Here is a 17,379-nt window from a genome sequence, read left to right as displayed (position 1 = left end):
ACTCCAGAGGGGAGGACATGATGAAGTTCAAGACGAAGGCCCTGCTCACGGCAGGTTTGATGACATTGACCAGCCTCGGCGCGACTGTGGCTCAAGCGGTCGATCTGACCATGTACTATCCGGTCGCGGTCGGCGGCCCGGTCACGAAGATCATCGACGACATGGTGCAGGGGTTCCAGAAGGAGAACCCGGACATCAAGATCGAGGCGGTCTATGCGGGCAACTACACCGACACCATGACCAAGGCCATGACGGCCATGAAGGGCGGACAGCCGCCGCAGCTGTCGGTTCTGTTCTCCACCGACCTGTTCACGCTGATGGACGAGAAGGCCATCGTGCCGATCGATGAGCTTGCCGGAGCCGACGGCAAGGAATGGCTCAACGGCTTCTATCCCGCCTTCATGGAAAACGGCCGTGTCGACGGCAAGACCTGGAGCGTGCCGTTCCAGCGCTCCACCATCGTCCTCTACTACAACAAGGACGCGTTCAAGGAGGCCGGCCTCGATCCGGAGAAGCCGCCGACAACCTGGGCCGAGATGGCCGAGATCTCGAAGAAGCTCGTGAAGAAGGATGCCTCCGGCAACGTCACCCGCTGGGGCGTCGAGATTCCGTCCACGGGCTACGGCTACTGGATGCTGCAGGCGCTCGCCATCGAGAACGGTCAGAAGCTCATGAACGAGGCCGGCAACAAGACCTTCTTCGACGAGAAGAAGACGGTCGAGGCCCTGCAATACTGGGTCGATCTCTCTGCCAAGGACGGCGTGATGCCGAAGGGCGCCGTGGAATGGGGCACCCTGCGCACGGACTTCCTCGAAGGCAAGACAGCCATGATGTGGCACACCACGGGCAACCTGACCGCCGTGAAGGAGGGCGCCAAGTTCAACTTCGGCGTCGCCATGCTGCCCGCCAAGGATCAGCGCGGGTCGCCGACCGGCGGCGGCAACTTCTATGTCTTCAAGAGCGCAACGCCTGAGCAGCAGAAGGCGGCCGTGAAGTTCATCCGCTGGATGACCGCTCCCGAGCGGGCCGCCGACTGGAGCATCAAGACCGGTTACGTGGCCGTCACTCCGGCGGCCTACGAGACCGAGACCATGAAAGCCTACGTCAAGGACTTCCCGCAGGCGGTCGTGGCGCGCGACCAGCTCAAGCACGCTGTGGCCGAGCTGTCGGTGCATGACAACGGACGCATCTACAAGATTGTCAACGACGCCGTGCAGGCGGCCGTGACCGGCACCCAGAGCCCGCAGGAGGCCCTCGAGGGAGCTCAGAAGCAATCCGAGCGCGTGCTCAGCCGCTACAAGTAGCCAGCTCCGAATGCGTCGCGGCGACATCATCGCCGCGACGCGACTATCTCTGACGAGGGGGAATTCCATGGTCGCCGCCGTGATGAGCGCCACCGAGCCGAAAGCCGCCAGGCGCAGGAACTGGGCAGTGAGCGTCAATGCCTGGCTGCTGCTGCTGCCGGCGATCGTTCTCCTTGCGACCTTCACCCATTATCCCATCCTGGCCACGCTCTATCACAGCTTCTTCTCCCTGGGCCGCAGCGGCCCGGCGGAATTCATCGGCCTGGACAATTACCGCTACATGCTGGACGACGATGTCTTCTGGCAGGTGCTGCGCAACAACTTCATCTTCGCGCTTGCGACCGTGCCGACCAGCATCGCGCTGGCGCTCCTCATGGCCGTGTGGGTGGACAAGAAGATCGTCGGCCGGTCGTTCCTGCGCCTTGCGTTCTTTACCCCGACGGTCCTGCCCATGATCGCGGTGGCCAATATCTGGCTGTTCTTCTACACGCCGGATTACGGGCTGCTCGACCAGTTCCTGAAATCCCTCGGCTTTTCCGGGCACAACTGGCTCGGCGATCCCTCGACCGTCATGACCTGCCTCGCCGTCATGGTGGTGTGGAAGGAGGCCGGCTTCTTCATGATCTTCTACTTGGCGGCGCTGCAGTCGATCCCGCCGGAGCTGAAGGAGGCGGCCTCCGTCGAGGGAGCGAGCCGCTGGTACTTCTTCCGCCGCGTGACGTTTCCGCTCCTGATGCCGACGACCCTGTTCATTTCCATCAACGCCCTGATCAACTCGTTCAAGCTCGTCGATCAGCTGGTCATCATGACCAAGGGCGGGCCGAACAACGCCAGTTCCCTGCTGCTCTACTACATCTATGAAGTGGCCTTCAATTTCTGGGACACGACCTACGCCGCGACGCTGACCGTGACGCTTATCAGTATCCTGGCGGCCGTGGCCCTGACCAAGTTCGTCTATCTCGATCGCAGGATCCACTACCAATGAGAAAAGACAGCCACTCGATTGAGACCTTCGCGGCCTGGGCGCTGGCGCTTCTCTGGCTGCTGCCGCTGGCCTACAGCTTCTGGAGCGCATTCCATCCGTCGGAATACGCGACGCGCTTCGACATCACCGCGCCTCTCACCCTGGACAATTTCGCGAAGGCCTGGCGGCAGGCGCCGTTCGCCCGCTACTACCTGAACACCGTGATGCTGGTGAGCCTGGTTCTGGCCGGGCAGCTCGTCATAGCGACGCTCGCGGCCTATGCCTTCGCGCGGTTCCGGTTCGTCGGCCGTGAGGTGCTGTTCGGGCTGGTTCTCGTGCAGCTCATGATCATGCCGGACGTGCTGATCGTGGAGAACTACCGGGTCATCAGCGCGCTCAACCTCCTCGACACGATTCCGGCGATCGCCCTGCCGTACATGGCCTCGGCCTTCGGCATCTTCCTGCTGCGTCAGACCTTCAAGAGCGTGCCGAACGAGCTGGTCGAAGCGGCACGCGTGGAGGGCGCTTCCTCCTTCGGCGTGCTGTGGCGCGTGTTCGTGCCGCTCGGCAAGACCACCTACATCGCCTTCGGTCTCGTCTCCGTGAGCTATCACTGGAACAACTTCCTCTGGCCGCTCATCGTCACGAATTCCGTCGAGAGCCGTCCGCTCACCGTGGGGCTCGCCGTCTTCGGCGCGCCGGAAACGGGCGTGGACTGGTCGGTCATCACGGCCGCCACCGTCATGACGATGGCGCCGTTGCTCCTCGCCTTCCTGCTGTTCCAGCGCCAGTTCGTGCAATCCTTCATGCGCGCCGGAATCCGCTGATGAAGCTCGTCACATGGAACATCCAGTGGGGTCTCGGCTGCGACGGCCGCATCGACCTCAGGCGCATCGTCCAAACGGCGAAGGCTCTCTGCGACGCGGATGTCTTCTGCTTCCAGGAGGTCTCCCACGGCTTTGCCGCGCACGACGGCGATCAGGATCAGCAGGCCGTTCTGGCGTTTCTGCTCCCCGGCTACAGGCCTGTCTTCCGCCCGGCCGTCGAGAAGGTCGATGAAAGCGGGCGGCTTCAGGTGTTCGGCAACATGATCCTGTCCCGCCTGCCGGTGCTGGAGATCGCCAGTCATAGGCTGCCCTGGCCGGCGACGGATGGCCGGAGCATGCAGCGCCAGGCCCTGGAGGTTCTCGTTCAAGCTCCGATGGGTGCCATGCGCGTGATCACCACGCACCTGGAATATCACTCCGAGATCCACCGCAAGGCGCAAATCGAGCGTCTGCGTGCCATCCACGAGGAAGGCGAGAGGCGTAAGGAAATAGCCTTCGAGGATCATTCTAACGGAGCCTACCGCACTTCGCCTCAGCCCGTCGGCACGATCCTGTGCGGCGATCTCAATCTCGAACCGGACGAGCCGCTCTATCGGGACATCCTGAAGCCGTTCCTGTCGGACGTTCCGTCTTTCGTAGACGCCTGGAGGGTCTCCCATGGCCCGACGCCGCATCCGCCCACCACGGGCGTAGCGGATTTCAAGCAATGGCCTCAAGGACCGCATTGCCGGGATTACATCTTCGTGACCGAGAATCTGGCCGAGCGGGTTGTTGATGTGAACGTGGACGTCGAGACCACCGCATCCGACCACCAGCCTCTGGCGCTTGAGTTGGCCGCTGCCATCGGTTCATGATCCGAACGGCAGAACGGATCCGAAGCCTGCTCTCCCGGTGCGACGGGCGTCCGGCTGCGATTGAGCATGGGTAGAAAGCAGAATTTTTTGAAGGACTTGGTGGAGCTGAGGGGAATCGAACCCCTGACCTCTGCAGTGCGATTGCAGCGCTCTCCCATCTGAGCTACAGCCCCGGTCGATTGAATCGAGCCAAGTGGCGCAGTCAGAAACAGCAAACAATTCAATCCATTACGATGCTTAACCTATCAGTTTCACTGAGCTAAGCAAGTGTGCTGTGTAGCGTCGCCCTCAGTGGATTAGCCTTGGTTTGTCACACTTGCTGTGACAAGCACTGTGACAAACGAAAGGCCACCCCCCCGAGGGGGGCTGGCTGAACTTGGGTTGAGCAATAGCCCCTCACACTTCTCGACCGAGAAGTGAAGCCTCTCCGTGGCGCAGATAAAGTGCTCCGTTCACGATTGGTAATGAGACATGAGTTGACCGACCCAACGAGCAGATCGAAACTAGTTTCGACTGAGAGCATCGGTCATTCCCTTGGAAACTGAGGTCCCACTTACGGGGCCTCTTTTGTTTAGCCAAGGTTGTGCCGCGTTACAGACAAGGTTTGCTCTAGGCTTGAGGCTGCGCTGTGAAGGAGCTTCGCCATGAGACTGTTCAACCTCATGCTTCTTCTGCTCCTAGCCCTTATCCTTCTGGCTCCGATCCTGAGTTTACTCGCTTACCTGACAACCTTCTGGCCTTAGCAAGAACATTACGTTGAGGGATTCTGAGGTCGGACGTTCGTTTACATTTTTCAGTGGGGTTACTCTAAACACGAGAAAGCTCCAGCCGGGGAGGGGGCTTCCTCGGCTAAGGCGCTGGGTTGTCTGAGGGCGCGATCTTTGGTTCAGTTCGCGGCATTGGCGATCCCATCGACAAGCCCCACGGCATGCGCTGGGCCACCTTCGACCGCAAGATGAGCCAGGTCGAGGCCGCAGAGGCCGTCTGCAATGCCCACCTCGTCCGGTTCGTCCAGAAGCTTTCCTGGTCTTAAGCGCAGCGGACTGCAAATCCGTTGATTAGCCGTCTTCATCCGATATCCTTCCGCCACGGTAGGGGAAGGCTCCTGATGTAGGACCATGCAGAGCCAGCTATCGTTCTCCTCCCTGGAGGTGCGGCAATCCCTCTTGGCTTGGATCTGGAGCATCGCCCCTACTGCTCCTCATCCAGGCGGGGAGGGGCCGGGAAAACGTGCTCATCTCGGCCCCTCCCACGCCACGCATTCGCGAGTATTCGCTCGCCGGTTGAAGCCTGCTGCAGAGCGGGTTTTACTGAATAGTCGGCTGCGCGTTCCATAAGTCCAGTTAAACACTTTCCGAAAACTTCAAATCGCGTCCCGTACATTCCTTTATGCGAAATTGCGACGCGCTTTTCACGCGCGAGGCAGCTACAGATTTTCAAGTCCCAAATCTGACCCGGGATCTAAAATAACTTAGTAGATGATCCTTGGAATAGCCACAGAAGTCTCTTGGAACAGCCACAGAAGATCCTTGGAGACGTCACAGAAGAGGAGCGGTCTGAGAGGGATGGATCGTGCCGTTTTGCTTCCTTCATGATCGCATCGCTGACCTGATGACCTGGGTCGGCGGTGGGCGCACCTTGTTCATTTTCATAGTTATTGTTCACCCTGAAAGTTAAATAGCCTTCACGCGCTCTCTACCGGCCCTTCAGCCCCAGGGAGATTTCCCATGACAGTGAGAACAGCTGTATTCACATGCGTCGTGTTGGCCGCTTCATCCGCGGCATACGCCCAGGACGCGGCCACCAACAACCATTGTTGGGGCGACATCACGTCGGACTTTGCCCATATCGAAGTGGGCATCATCGGACAGCATTCTCGGGCACATGATCCGACATTCCGGGGCGAGAACCAGCCGCGGGACGGCGTCGGCAATGTCAGCAAAGAACGGGACGGCCCGCTGAGCGAGGGCGGCCAAGGCGATCACGCCATACGGGTCGGCGAGCAACTCGAGGATGCGACGGGCGTCCCCATTGAGTGTGAATAGTCCTTAAGGGCGGATCGCGCCGGTGGAGCACCAAGTGACACCCACCGGCGCATTCTTCAAATCGCGTTCCATACTGGGCGTTATGCGAAATCGCAGGTGATTATCTCAACCGCGAAGCAGAGGCATCCAGCCACGGATTTGTCTGTCGGAGCAAAAGCGCGGGGGATCGCCAAAGACCCGCCAATAGCCGAGCCCTGCCATGGGATTGGCGACCCAGTACCCGACCGTCATGGGACAGACAGGCGGCTCTCCGTCATCATCGGTCCAGAAGACCACAGGGGTGCCGTCTCGCGGTGCTGTGCTGACGGGACGCCAGATGCCGATCATTGCCCCTCCCGAGTTTATAGGACCTAAGGCCAGACAGATCCTCGGACCAAAGCCGGATCACAACCCTTCCGCGTGGAGCTAGAGTGAGGATGACCGTCGCGCTCCCCCTGACAAGGTGCGTGGTCCGACCGCTGGAGGCAGTCCCCCTGTTTCCGGCGGTCGTCGCGTCATCCGTCACGTTTTGCGATGCGGTCGCTTGGGGAAGATCAGCCTGACCCGCACGGTTCCGAACAGGTCCCGCCCGATCATCAGCGAGTAGAAGTGCCGATAGCTGCTCTCTGAGCTTCCCCATTCGCCAATCCATCCACCCGTTCATTCTCAGGGTGACCAGCATGACCCTTAACCCACTTCCAAGTGATCTTTCGGCCAACCATCACGGCGTCCATCTGCATCCATAGGTCTTGGTTCATGACCGGCTTACCGTCTGCCCTACGCCAGCCCTTGGCCTTCCACCCACGCAGCCACTCGGTTGCCCCCTTGATCACATACTGGCTGTCGCTATGGATGATGATGGGAAGGTCCTGCGGCACAGCCTCAAGTCCCTTAATGGCTGCCGTCATCTCCATCTTGTTGTTCGTCGTGGAGCGGTCACGGCCTACGATGATCTGCTCCTCACCAGCAATGGTGACAACGGCTGCGTATCCGCCTGGACCGGGATTCCCGAGGCAAGCGCCGTCTGTGAAGATGATGGCTTCGTTCGACATTGGATTCTCAATCAATGGGTGGAATGGGATTGCTCCAGGGGAGCAGAACAGGGGAGGCGCTTAAAGCAGGGGAGGGCTTAAGATCCGGTGACCAAGAGTCAGGGACCCCCAGGCCAGTGATCCGCCGCTGCCACAAAATACAAACTCGGTGCCATCAGCAGCGGCGGATCGTATCCATCTGATCAGAACACAAAGAAGTCGAACCTCGTCAGGTCCGGGCTTCCCAGGAGAGTCGCGAACTGCACTTGGGCTGAACTGCTGCCGTTACCGTCCGCATCGAAGTACAAGGCCCCGGTCTGATCATCGTAGATAATGCGGTCAGTCCCATCGGTGGCACTGGTCCCAATGCGGAATGCGCTACGCGACAAGATACCGACTGAGAGGCCCGTGAAGACAGCGTTCTCAAGGAAGATAGTATCGACAGCAGCATTATAGCCTTGGATCGTATCGACGTTGGTACTGCCGAGCGCAGTGCTGAACCTGAATGCATCCGCGCCGCTGCCGCCTATGAGGAAGTCGGTACCAAAGCCCCCATTGAGGGCGTCCAGGCCACTTCCACCCTCCAACCGATCGTCACCACTGCCGCCCCTGAGCGCGTCACTGCCGCTGCCGCCAACTAGACTGTCATTACCGCTGCCCCCGACAAGGAGGTCACTGTCCGGCCCACCATCAAGTCGATCGTTGCCACTGCCCCCGTCAAGGAGATCGTGGCCGCTTCCTCCTAGCAGTCGGTCATTGCCACCCTCACCGGCCAATCGGTCGTTTCCTGAACCGCCAATCAAGGTGTCGTTGTCGCTTCCTCCAAACAGCCGATCATTGCCTCGCCCACCATCGAGTCTATCGTTGCCCTGCCCACCGACGATGCGATCGTTACCGCCAAGTCCTGGCAGGAAATCATCGCCGATGGTTCCCCTCACGGTGTTGCTGCGATCATTGGCTATAGCGACCCACTGGCCGCGTATCTCGCCAGTCGGAAACTCTGGTGTGTGAGCGTTGAAGTAGAGGGGTACGTCCGATCCAATCGAAGCTGAGTTAAGCTGGCTGGCGAAGGTTGAAATCGAGACGGTAGCTGGATCGGTCGTTTCCCACCGTCCCCTTACTGTCCAAGATCCGTCCGCATTGGGCGTAATCCTTAGATCGTCAGCATCGTGGCTTGGGTTGACCTGACCGAAGACTACCCCGCCGTCATCGCCTCTTGGTGCATTGTGGACGTGAAAGCTCGTAACGTTATCGTTTGGATCGGGTGTCTGAGCCGGACGGCCGCTAGCAGGTCCAAAGTCTAGTCCGACCACACGGATTGTATAAGCTGCCGTGAGAGCGGCATTGTCGAAGATCACGGTTCCCAAGCCCGTCGCAGCCGAACCCGTTGGCGTTGACTCTTGGTTGCCTGTCATAGTCACGCGGAATGCTGTGGCCATTTGCTTCCTCCCGTTGATCTAAGCCCCCGGGACAGCCCAGCTAGTTACCTCAGCCCTCAAGCTTTACATGGGAAACAGATTTGGGCCGTCGTGATTGGCCGCCTATGGTGATGCTGGGCTCAATCCATTTTGGATGATCCGAGGGCGTCTGCCCAGCGGCTCCCCCTTAATAGTGCGGAGAGGTCAGGGTAGATGCCCTCATTACTGCCCTCAGATACTCCCTCAGCTTCTCCTTAAGCTTCCCATAGTGCCTCACGAGGGGCTGTGGGATGTCGATTGACGAGACAATTTCATCCGGGGTTGACTTTGGGTAGTGACCTCTCAGCCAGCAGCCTTCCGTCTCTGGTGAAAGTCCCGTTGCTTTGCCTGAGTCTTCGCATAGCGGTTGACCAGTGATTGAGGAGCATCGATCAGACCGGCAATCTCATCCTGGGTGAAATCAGGGAAGTGATCACGCATCCAACAGACTTCCATCTGGGTGGTCATCTGGCTTTGGCGTTGATCCTTGAAGGTCTTAAGGGCCTGTGAGGCTGCCTGTAGCTGAGGCTTGGACTGCTTCTCCTCGTCCATATCCTCCATCACCCATCCCAGGTTCTGAGCGATCACCTTCTGACCCAGAGGGCTGATCACGTCGAAGGGGTATTGATGCTTCTTTGGCTTATCGTGTCGCTTACCAAGCCCGAGTTGAACGGCTCTGGTGGTAAGCCGGAACCTCCCGCTCTCAGACTTCAGCATCCCCAGGTGATGCAGGACAGAGCGGATCTTCTTGGCCCCTAGGCCATATCGCTTCCCTAATTCAGTGACGGTGACCCAGTTCCCGAGATCAATAATACGGAGGTCACCTGTGGTCCTGTTGAGTTCTTCAGTTGTGTAGATCATGGGCTATCCTTGGAATGAGAAAAGCCCACCAAGGGGTGACCTCAGTGGGCTTCTGTGGATGTGTGGAAGGGACTGTTTTCAGAGAGTGATAATGATGAGTAATGTCTTCAGATCACCCAAGCTGACCAAAGCAGGACAACAAGGATGACAGGCGGAACACCAGGGGCAACGCTGAGGACGCTGGTTCACATTCAGCAGACCTTCAGAGAGATGAATGAAGCTATTGCACCTCAGCAGATCGAGATCCTGTTTGAGATTGCATCCCAGCCGGGGCTCACGCAGCAGGAGCTGGCTAATCGTACAGGCATGGCCCTGTCGTCCATCAGCCGGAATCTCATGGCGCTGGGCGAATGGAACCGTTCGGGCAAGCCAGGACTGAGCCTTGTTGAGACGGCAGATGATCCCAACGAGCGTCGTAGGCAGATCGCCTTCCTGTCCCCAAAGGGCGGAGCCTTGTGCGCCGTATTCTTGAGCAATTAGGCACCAAGGATCTGGACACATGGAAAGCTCCGACTGCAAGGGAGTTCCTTAACAGCGCATACTCTACGACCCGCTGAACGAATGGGGACCAAACTCAAATTGGTCTGCTTCCATACGCAGTCCCCTCAGTGGTCGTTGAGCGGGACTTGCGCTTCTTTCTCGTTGTTTCATCTCCGCCACGACCAATGCCGTAGTACAGATTGTCACTACGTAGATTGAGTGGGTCCTTGTCGCGGTGGCGGACGTTGGATCTCTGGCAATCACCAAGAACCAACCTCGCAACCATGAGATTAACCCCCTTGTAAGCCAGTCTCACATAGGCATAGCCATTCCCGGCTGAGTTCAGGAACCACGACGATATGCCGTAGGTGCTGATTATGCGGGTGTAATCTTCAGTTCTTAGCCATACTGTCTTTGCAGCATTAGCCAAGGGCACTCCAGTTACAGGGATGCCATCGCTATCCAGCTTAGACAGCGTTTCGTGATGTACTTTAAGTGTCATTGAGGTGACTTCGGAGGTCTACAAAGGAAAGGGGACAGATACGCCCCACTTCAGGGACACATCGGTGAAAAATTGGTTCATGCAGGGTGGTCATCAGAAAACGCCATTTGGGGCTGGACCACTGCGGAGTGCATCTCGACAGAGAAAGACGATCCTAGGCGACCACCTTGTAAGCTCCTGAGGCGTTCTGTGCTGGAAGCGTCATACGGTGCGATGTGGATGCCACTGCTATCCCGCTCGATGACGGTCAACCGTGCTGCCTGACCAACAGTCGTGGTCATTGAGACGATCTTACTACCCTCATGGGAAACGATCAGGGGTCCCTGAGGGGAGACACCCTCGCTCAACAGGACACGACCTGCGGAGAACACAGGGGTCCGGCTTTCACAAAGAGCACGACCATCAACGGACGCGACGAAGCGCCCCCGGCCAACGGGACGTAGGGTGAGGAATATGGAAAGGCTTTCTATTAGCTTGGATGATTAGGGGAGTGACCAGCCCTCACAGCCCCAATGCTGATCTGACAGAGCAGAACCGAGAACATCGAGTTGTTGAGTGGGGTGTAGGATATGAGCCTGATAGATGCGTGAGGGCTGGTCAGGGTATCCGTCTGTTGATGAGCTACAGGTACAGACGAAACAAAGAAGGGCGGCACCACTGAAGGAACCGCCCTGTGAAACTCTTATGGAATGTGATGAGGCTTCAGTGCGCCTTGAGGATGCGATGGACTGAGCCCTTACCGATGCCCAAGCGTTCAGCGATCTGACCCATAGAGAGACCCTCAGCATGGAGGGCTTTCACATCATTGGCCTTGGCCTGCGCTGTGGGCTTACGACCTTTATAGGCTCCTTCAGCCTTTGCCTTGGCGATGCCCTCACGTTGACGCTCAAGCATCATCTCACGTTCAAACTGAGCGACACCACCAAGGACGTTCAGCATCAGCTTGCCAGTAGGGGTGGAGGTATCAACACCAAGGTTGACGATCCGAAGGGCAGCACCCTTAGCCTCGATCATCTCAAGGATCGTGCCCAGATGAGAGACAGAGCGGGCTAACCTGTCCAACTTGGTCACAACCAGGACATCACCCTCCCGAACAAAGTCGAGGGCTTGCTCAAGGGCAGGACGTGGGCCGACAGAGGAGGTCTGCTCCTGGAAGACCTTCTGACACCCGAGGGCCTTGAGGTCCCTCAGTTGGGCTTCAAGACCGGCTTCCTGTTCGAGGGTGGAGGTACGGGCATATCCGATGAGCATGTCTGCCTCTTCGTTCCAATTAAGTCTAAGACATATTCACCTTGGCCGTTCCAAATGTCAAATACATTCTTGTGGAACAGTTAAGATAACGATCTGGAACGTTCATCTAGGGCAAGGTTCATTGGAACGATGAAGGATACTGGCCTGGGTGTGCGGCATCGGGCGTACGACGACACGCGCCTATGGACCGTGTGCGTAACGCGAGGGGCACCGGGGGGAATTCCCCGCAGCGTATCTATCGATAACCTCTCATAAATTCTAGCCAGATCGAAATGGCCCCTTCTGATCATCCTAGTGGGAGGCCAATTGGTCCTGGAGAGACCAGTTTCTCTAGTGGAAGCAGAATTGATCCTGAGGGGTTCATCAGTTCCAAGTGGTCGATGAATTGACTCACGAAGGGAGAGAGGCTCGGTCCTATCCTTGTCTAAGGGGTAACTGATCGGTGAGCCACGGAAGCGGCTTGGTCTGTATCTCTAGTTAAGGGGTAAATTCAAAACGTGACGAAGAGGCAGCCTTGAGCCCCCCTGTGTGTCTCCAAGTGGTGGGGAATTAGATCAAGCCCGCTTCTTAGGCCTTTCATCCCCATTCTCCACAGCCTCCCTTGTGCCTCAGGCTCGCTCTCTCGACACGCCAGTTGACCGCATGAAATGTTCTCATTTCGTTCTGGGTGAGTCGGATGGGCAGCAGCAGTCGAAAGCTCTCGGTTGAGCAAGTTCTTGAGGCGAGACTATGTTACATGGTCGGAGACTGGGAGTGGTCCAAGCTGGCTAAGAAGTTTGGGGTGGGCTCGGAAACGATCAAGAACGCTGCCAGAGGGGTGACTTATAGCGATCTGCCCATGCCACCCAAGAGAGTAGACGTGTTGGAGAGGTGACTATCACAGACGGGCTTTCTTGATCGTCTGGGCTGGTGGTAGCCACGGAAGCAAGAACGCCGCCAGTGACGAGACGGTAACAGCGCAATCGCCTATTTAAGAGTGGGGAGGGGGCTATGAGGGAAGCCCACAGTGGTGGACTGGAAAGCACTGTCCCGGCAATTCAGGAAGGACTGGTTTGAGTTGCTATTCGTCATCATTGTCGGACCGTTGATCGGCCTGGCCATGGGCTACGCTGTCAAGATGCTTGTGGCTTGGTGAGTGTGCGGAAAGGGCGACCTAGTGAGAGCCACCCTGCGAGGATCTGCCATCATGGGGAGAGGGAGCGCCTTCGATCAGCACCCGATGCAGATGCTTCTTGAGGTCCGTTTTAGCTTCTCGTCACGAGTGCGTTGCACCGCTTCAGCCTTTTTCCGCTGGGCCTCAGCCATTGCCGCACTCTCCTCCGCGCTAGGTGCCTTTACAGCGGCAGCATTAGGAGCCAGTGCCCTTGCTGCCTGCCCCTGAGCCTGTGCAGCTTGGGAGGCAATGGCGAGAGCAACGATGGACATGGCTGTCAGGAGGCGCATTGGTCTACTCGCTAGGGGAGGTGAGGGTACTGCAGCGTAGCATGTCTAGTGCAGCCGCTAGGATAGGCATCCGGTGGTTGATCGCACCCTTAATAGGCACCTTACTACAGTCTTGATGTGCCTACTTGGATGGTTGCGAAGACGATGGCTGAGGCTTGGGCCAGGACAGGTCTCTTACCATCGCTAAATGTCGAAATGTTCATACCACTCGCCCAATGAACGCCGCTAAGCACTTGCGTGACGAATTTGACGAGGGCCCTCCTAGCGAACTTCTGGCCATCCTCTGGACCCATCTCAACGAACATCTGTGAGACGCTCGGGGTTAGATCGTCAGCTGCCAATGCAAGAGCCTCACTTGGTCAGTCCTTCGATTAGTTTGGGCTTAGCTGGTGCCTTGGTATATGAGTCTCGGAAGTCAGGATAAGATAAATATTCCTGGATTGGTTCGTGCACTAGTATGGTAGTATAGCAAGAAATTGATCGAATAACTTAGGTAATTTTTGGCTTTGATCTAGGTCAACATCCCATCGTTTGGCGAAAGCTTCCTATTCTGCTCTATTTAATTTAGTCATGAATGACTGAGATAATGGTCGTGCGTCTTATCAACTTAAGAGGCACTTATGAGAACCTGCTACGTCTTTCAGTCTGACGCAAACCCCAACCTCTTGGCCTTCACTGCCAGTGCTACAGGCCAAAAGCTTCCGTCCGAGAGTGGACCTTGGACATTCGTAAAGGAGATCGGCCCAGCCGAGCGGTGGACCTTTGGCGTTGGTCGAGCCTTCGCTGCCGCCGGGATATTAGAGAATGGCTTCCTTGTTTGGGAGGCAAGCAACAACACAGCCACATTTCATCCGGTAATCGAGAGTGATCGGGTGGAAGGCACGGCAGTGTTCAATCAGCAGGGCAGGCGGATTGGCACCATCAAGCGGTTGCTCATCGAGAAGGTCAGCGGCAAGGTCCTCTACGTTGACGTGACGTTTGGCGGCTTCCTCGGCATCGGGGTTCACCTCCGCACCGTGCCCTGGGACAAGCTCTCCTATGACAAGGCGCTTGAGAGCTATCGTACAGAGATTACCGAGGAGCAGGTCCGAGACGCACCAGCGTTCTATGGGTACGACGGTGACGATCTGGTCTGGCCCGACCGCAAACGCGAAAAGGAGTTGAGGGACTATTGGCGCGACGATCCAAGAGGTCCGATCTAACATCCTACGGGGCCAACTTTCCTCTAAGCAAAGAAGTTGACGCTCCTTCGCTGGTGTCGTCGTCCTAACTCCTAGGAGCGCGTTACAAGGGAGGGTTCTTTAGCTACGATATTGTAGCCATGCCAACCTATGACGTTTACGTCTGGACCAATCTTCGTCGCCTGAAGTACCCGCGTGGCTTGAATGTTCCGAGCCTAGAGGCGGCCCACAGCGTTGCATTGGTAATGGCGCGAGTGTTCATTGGACTTAAATCGCCGAGAGGTTATATGCCTCAGACCGACTGTGACTTCCACGTTGAGGTTGTTAACGAGGATGGTCGAACCGTTCTGGCGGTTCCAGGGCGGTGGATGGGTGCAGTTTCTAATCACGTAGGCAGGGGAACTTAATGTGGTTGCGAACCTTAGATCAGGTTCAACAACGGCTTTCCACACGCTGCCTCACCCTTCTGTGCGTACGTTCGGTTGAGATAGGCATATCTATCTTGAGATTGTGCGTGGAAGGTATCGTCAATCCTTATCAGCGATACTTTTCCACTCGGTGACTTCTGCATCGGTGGCTTTCCGCTTGCTTACCAAATCAGCGAGTAGAACAGCGGGAAACGAGGCGCTTTGCAGGGCCGTTCTGATGAATCCATGCTGATCGAGCTCTAACAGGCGGATTGTCAGCTTGTCCGGTTCGTCGGAGGCATACTCCACATCAAAGGCATGATATGAACTGTTCTGCCCATCTTCTGCTGCAAGTGGAACGCTGAGGGAGATTACCCGATCCTCAGGTCCAGCAAATCCAAGGCAAGGTTCATGAGTGGGATAATCATTCATTTTCTTGATTGCTGTCTTTGATCTGTCGAGTGACGAATAGGGGATGTAGTCGGCGGGGTTGGCTGCGATGGTTCCTTAACGCATTGTGGCGAAAAGAAGTTCCGCCATGAAAATGGCACAGTCTAACTAGGTTTGAAAGATAGCGCTCAATAAATGGTTACTGCTATTCGTCTCATAGGAAAGTATACCAGCTATGGGGTTATATTAGGCAAGTATAGCCCCACACCTGATGCGAGCGGTCCCATCCTCTGATCTATGAGTTTGGTCTGAAATAACACCTATGGGCAGATTGCCGATAAAGGCTTCTTGGCTAATATTCCTGCCACCATGCCGCGTTACAGTCTCTTCCTCGATAACCAACGCAAACGGGTCAGGTATCCTGAGACCCTAGACCTTTCCGATGTTGATGCTGCGCAGCGCGTTGCCCGGAGGGTGGCAGATGTCTTTATGGAGGTCGTCCCATATTGGGATGAACTGACCCCTGAACAGCAGAATCGCTATGCCGTCGAGATTATGGACGAGGCGGGTGGACTGCTCTTGACCGTGCCTTTTATGGAGACTGAGGAAGCGAGGGCCGATCAACCAGAAACCAGGCGCGATAAAGAGAAAGAAGCCCTACCAGACGGCTCGACTGATAGGGCTGGAAAGTGTCAGGAGGAATAGCTTAGTCTAGCAGCCTTCTCAGACAGGTCTGTGCGGAGGCACACCGGAGGCGCTGAGTTGTTATCTACCCCGACGACAAGGCCAATGCGGCAGCCTTGGGCCAACTACCCTAATGCTTCTCTGCTGATTGGGTTCGCTGAAGTATAAACCGATCTGTCAGAAAGCTGACGATCTGAGCGATCTGGTCTGCGCCCAAGGTCAGGCCGACCGAGCCAAACTTGGGATGATCAAAGGCGAACAGAGCCCCGGCTGGAGGGGAAGCCTTGATATACCACTTCGTGTTGGCAACTGTGCTGATCGTCACTCCTTCATTCTCAAAGTCCGGCTGTGGCTGACCCGCAACCATCTCGCTTCTCGCATTGCCAAGCTTACTGATCAGCCCATTAAGCTCATCAAGATCAAGAATAAGCTGCAGGGGTGCCTGTTCAGAAGGTGCAATCTCAATTGCTACTGCCTTCCTGTCCTGAGCGACTTCAATTGCCATCTGTACTTCAGACATGGCCTTAGCCCTCATTGGATCGCTGACCCCTAAAGCAAGCAGACGGCTTTTTGATGCTCATGCTCTCAGCCTAAGGGCCAATCCACAGGTATCCACAGCCTGTCAAGAATGTTCTCTATTTGTTCTCATTCCGTGGTACTCTTAACAGTATGGTTAGGGAGAACTAGAATGAGGTTGCCTCGCCTCTCTGTACGTATTTGGAAGTTGCTTGATGCTCATGCCGAGGGACTTCCTGCGATTGGAGCCTTGGCTCTAATTGTACTGGCGCTGCTTGTAGCAAAGTATCTTGCTGATCTATGAGCCTAGGAAGGAACCACGCCAAGGCTTAGCCGTTGGCCCTACGTACTTCTTGGTTCCCTCTGGTTGAACTCATGAGCCTGGCGGTCCTTCCATCAGGCTCTTTTCTTTTGGGTATCGGGCATGAGCGGCCTGAGGCTACATCTCCGCGACCTACTCTGATCTCAGGTGAATACGTCAATCCAACAGCCGTAAACCATGATGCCGCTAATGACAGATACGTCAGGCATATCGTCTCGCCACGGATCATGAACAATCGCTGTCAAAGCCGTTTGGCTCTGCTTCAACGGACCTAATGCATCCTCCTGGGCAATGGGTGACTCAGTCCGAGTTCAGCCCTGTGAGGGAGGTTCTTATGAGCTTCGGTTGGAAGAGGGTTGTACTTGCTATGGTCGCCACCCTGACGCTCGGCAGTGTTGCTCAGGCATCCGAGTTGAGCCTTAGACGCATTGCCGACTACAGCGGCGAACGATTTGAGAGGCAGGACTACAGCCACAGTGAACATTGGTCTGAGCGCCGTGACCCTGATCGCTACTATGGACGGCCTGTTCCTGAGTGGCGGGAGCGACGGTCCCATTGGGGCGGGTACTACGGTGCCCCTGTTGCTGAACGTCCCCGTTGGCAGCGGCCTGTGTTCGCTGGGCGGGGCTGGGGTCGCCGCGATAGCTGCAAGATCATCATCAACGAGCGGGTGAACCGCTGGGGCGAGAGGGTTCAGGTGCGTAGGGAAGTCTGTCGCTGAGCCTGTCTCATGCCTGTGCAGAGAGCAGGAGGGAAACCCTTAGTTCAGTAGCGTCCTGGGTGTCCCTTCCTGTTGAACTTGAGCTGTAGTAGTCGGCATTTGATCTGACATTCAGCGTCAGAGAGTGATCGGGTTGAGCCTGTCCGGCAGGATCAGGCTG

The 17,379-nt window shown here is 56.8% G+C and carries 17 protein-coding genes and 1 tRNA gene; 10 read left to right on the top strand and 8 right to left on the bottom strand.

What is annotated here, in order from left to right; genetic code table 11:
• The first annotated feature begins 20 nt into the window (after positions 1-20).
• The 4 genes from ILT44_RS22180 to ILT44_RS22165 all read left to right on the top strand — a co-directional run bounded on the left by ILT44_RS22180 (position 21) and on the right by ILT44_RS22165 (position 3,949).
• Positions 21-1,304, top strand: coding sequence for an ABC transporter substrate-binding protein (locus ILT44_RS22180; RefSeq protein WP_204241788.1), 1,284 nt, complete (start codon positions 21-23; stop codon positions 1,302-1,304).
• Between the two features lie 82 nt (positions 1,305-1,386).
• A complete protein-coding gene (locus tag ILT44_RS22175; protein WP_204241812.1) occupies positions 1,387-2,289 on the top strand; it encodes a carbohydrate ABC transporter permease in 903 nt (300 codons plus the stop codon).
• The gene (locus tag ILT44_RS22170; protein WP_204241787.1) at positions 2,286-3,095 is read left to right on the top strand and encodes a carbohydrate ABC transporter permease; all 810 of its coding nucleotides are present in this window, start codon (positions 2,286-2,288) and stop codon (positions 3,093-3,095) included. Before ILT44_RS22175 ends, ILT44_RS22170 begins: the two co-directional genes overlap by 4 nt.
• Positions 3,095-3,949, top strand: a complete 855-nt coding sequence (locus tag ILT44_RS22165) for an endonuclease/exonuclease/phosphatase family protein (protein ID WP_204241786.1) — start codon at positions 3,095-3,097, stop codon at positions 3,947-3,949. The genes ILT44_RS22170 and ILT44_RS22165 overlap by 1 nt, the downstream gene beginning before the upstream one ends.
• Positions 3,950-4,046: 97 nt before the next feature.
• Here ILT44_RS22165 and ILT44_RS22160 read toward each other — a convergent pair.
• Positions 4,047-4,122: transfer RNA gene (locus ILT44_RS22160), tRNA-Ala, on the bottom strand.
• A gap of 689 nt (positions 4,123-4,811) precedes the next feature.
• Here ILT44_RS22160 and ILT44_RS22155 point away from each other — a divergent pair.
• Together ILT44_RS22155 and ILT44_RS22150 are read left to right on the top strand one after the other, a co-directional pair.
• Positions 4,812-4,982 carry a hypothetical protein gene (locus ILT44_RS22155; RefSeq protein ID WP_204241785.1) on the top strand — a complete coding sequence of 57 codons (171 nt, stop codon included), beginning with the start codon at positions 4,812-4,814 and terminating at the stop codon, positions 4,980-4,982.
• 694 nt (positions 4,983-5,676) lie between these two features.
• Complete coding sequence (locus tag ILT44_RS22150; protein WP_204241784.1) at positions 5,677-5,994, top strand: hypothetical protein; 318 nt, start codon at positions 5,677-5,679, stop codon at positions 5,992-5,994.
• 105 nt (positions 5,995-6,099) lie between these two features.
• Here ILT44_RS22150 and ILT44_RS22145 read toward each other — a convergent pair whose 3' ends face one another.
• The 4 genes from ILT44_RS22145 to ILT44_RS22130 all read right to left on the bottom strand — a co-directional run bounded on the left by ILT44_RS22145 (position 6,100) and on the right by ILT44_RS22130 (position 9,322).
• The gene (locus tag ILT44_RS22145) at positions 6,100-6,321 is read right to left on the bottom strand and encodes a hypothetical protein (RefSeq protein WP_204241783.1); all 222 of its coding nucleotides are present in this window, start codon (positions 6,319-6,321) and stop codon (positions 6,100-6,102) included.
• 248 nt (positions 6,322-6,569) lie between these two features.
• Complete coding sequence (rnhA, locus tag ILT44_RS22140) at positions 6,570-7,025, bottom strand: ribonuclease HI (RefSeq protein ID WP_204241782.1); 456 nt, start codon at positions 7,023-7,025, stop codon at positions 6,570-6,572.
• A gap of 182 nt (positions 7,026-7,207) precedes the next feature.
• Complete coding sequence (locus tag ILT44_RS22135) at positions 7,208-8,443, bottom strand: calcium-binding protein (RefSeq protein ID WP_204241781.1); 1,236 nt, start codon at positions 8,441-8,443, stop codon at positions 7,208-7,210.
• A 321-nt stretch (positions 8,444-8,764) separates the two neighbouring features.
• Complete coding sequence (locus tag ILT44_RS22130; RefSeq protein ID WP_204241780.1) at positions 8,765-9,322, bottom strand: hypothetical protein; 558 nt, start codon at positions 9,320-9,322, stop codon at positions 8,765-8,767.
• A 210-nt stretch (positions 9,323-9,532) separates the two neighbouring features.
• On the opposite strand from ILT44_RS22130, the gene ILT44_RS22125 reads away from it, so the two are divergent.
• The gene (locus ILT44_RS22125) at positions 9,533-9,802 is read left to right on the top strand and encodes a MarR family winged helix-turn-helix transcriptional regulator (protein WP_204241779.1); all 270 of its coding nucleotides are present in this window, start codon (positions 9,533-9,535) and stop codon (positions 9,800-9,802) included.
• A gap of 1,204 nt (positions 9,803-11,006) precedes the next feature.
• Here ILT44_RS22125 and ILT44_RS22120 read toward each other — a convergent pair.
• Positions 11,007-11,555 carry a recombinase family protein gene (locus tag ILT44_RS22120; RefSeq protein WP_204241778.1) on the bottom strand — a complete coding sequence of 183 codons (549 nt, stop codon included), beginning with the start codon at positions 11,553-11,555 and terminating at the stop codon, positions 11,007-11,009.
• 2,237 nt (positions 11,556-13,792) lie between these two features.
• On the opposite strand from ILT44_RS22120, the gene ILT44_RS31070 reads away from it, so the two are divergent.
• Together ILT44_RS31070 and ILT44_RS31935 are read left to right on the top strand one after the other, a co-directional pair.
• A complete protein-coding gene (locus ILT44_RS31070) occupies positions 13,793-14,200 on the top strand; it encodes a PRC-barrel domain-containing protein (protein ID WP_307826622.1) in 408 nt (135 codons plus the stop codon).
• Between the two features lie 119 nt (positions 14,201-14,319).
• The gene (locus tag ILT44_RS31935; protein WP_372441220.1) at positions 14,320-14,586 is read left to right on the top strand and encodes a DUF6894 family protein; all 267 of its coding nucleotides are present in this window, start codon (positions 14,320-14,322) and stop codon (positions 14,584-14,586) included.
• 120 nt (positions 14,587-14,706) lie between these two features.
• Here ILT44_RS31935 and ILT44_RS22110 read toward each other — a convergent pair whose 3' ends face one another.
• Positions 14,707-15,018: a hypothetical protein gene (locus tag ILT44_RS22110; protein ID WP_204241776.1), complete on the bottom strand. Its 312-nt coding sequence runs from the start codon at positions 15,016-15,018 to the stop codon at positions 14,707-14,709.
• 306 nt (positions 15,019-15,324) lie between these two features.
• Between ILT44_RS22110 and ILT44_RS22105 the strand changes: the two genes are divergently transcribed.
• A complete protein-coding gene (locus tag ILT44_RS22105; RefSeq protein ID WP_204241775.1) occupies positions 15,325-15,681 on the top strand; it encodes a DUF6894 family protein in 357 nt (118 codons plus the stop codon).
• Positions 15,682-15,790: 109 nt separating this feature from the next.
• Here the strand turns inward: ILT44_RS22105 and ILT44_RS22100 are convergent, their stop codons facing one another.
• The gene (locus ILT44_RS22100; RefSeq protein WP_204241774.1) at positions 15,791-16,180 is read right to left on the bottom strand and encodes a hypothetical protein; all 390 of its coding nucleotides are present in this window, start codon (positions 16,178-16,180) and stop codon (positions 15,791-15,793) included.
• Positions 16,181-17,379: the final 1,199 nt, after the last annotated feature.

Origin of the sequence: Microvirga arvi (assembly GCF_016892765.1) — a bacterium.
Classification (GTDB): Bacteria; Pseudomonadota; Alphaproteobacteria; order Rhizobiales; family Beijerinckiaceae; genus Microvirga; species Microvirga arvi.
The sequence above is the reverse complement of the archived record's forward strand: the minus strand, read 5'-3'. Positions and strand labels throughout refer to the sequence as shown.

Coding starts and splice junctions, on each gene's coding strand:
- ILT44_RS22135 (WP_204241781.1), bottom strand. CDS start 8,443: ATGGCCACAGCATTCCGCGTGACTATGACAGGCAACCAAGAGTCAACG.
- ILT44_RS22120 (WP_204241778.1), bottom strand. CDS start 11,555: ATGCTCATCGGATATGCCCGTACCTCCACCCTCGAACAGGAAGCCGGT.
- ILT44_RS22165 (WP_204241786.1), top strand. CDS start 3,095: ATGAAGCTCGTCACATGGAACATCCAGTGGGGTCTCGGCTGCGACGGC.
- ILT44_RS22145 (WP_204241783.1), bottom strand. CDS start 6,321: ATGATCGGCATCTGGCGTCCCGTCAGCACAGCACCGCGAGACGGCACC.
- ILT44_RS22125 (WP_204241779.1), top strand. CDS start 9,533: ATGAATGAAGCTATTGCACCTCAGCAGATCGAGATCCTGTTTGAGATT.
- ILT44_RS22100 (WP_204241774.1), bottom strand. CDS start 16,180: ATGTCTGAAGTACAGATGGCAATTGAAGTCGCTCAGGACAGGAAGGCA.
- ILT44_RS22170 (WP_204241787.1), top strand. CDS start 2,286: ATGAGAAAAGACAGCCACTCGATTGAGACCTTCGCGGCCTGGGCGCTG.
- ILT44_RS22175 (WP_204241812.1), top strand. CDS start 1,387: ATGAGCGCCACCGAGCCGAAAGCCGCCAGGCGCAGGAACTGGGCAGTG.
- ILT44_RS22150 (WP_204241784.1), top strand. CDS start 5,677: ATGACAGTGAGAACAGCTGTATTCACATGCGTCGTGTTGGCCGCTTCA.
- ILT44_RS22180 (WP_204241788.1), top strand. CDS start 21: ATGAAGTTCAAGACGAAGGCCCTGCTCACGGCAGGTTTGATGACATTG.
- rnhA (WP_204241782.1), bottom strand. CDS start 7,025: ATGTCGAACGAAGCCATCATCTTCACAGACGGCGCTTGCCTCGGGAAT.
- ILT44_RS31935 (WP_372441220.1), top strand. CDS start 14,320: ATGCCAACCTATGACGTTTACGTCTGGACCAATCTTCGTCGCCTGAAG.
- ILT44_RS22110 (WP_204241776.1), bottom strand. CDS start 15,018: ATGAATGATTATCCCACTCATGAACCTTGCCTTGGATTTGCTGGACCT.
- ILT44_RS22130 (WP_204241780.1), bottom strand. CDS start 9,322: ATGATCTACACAACTGAAGAACTCAACAGGACCACAGGTGACCTCCGT.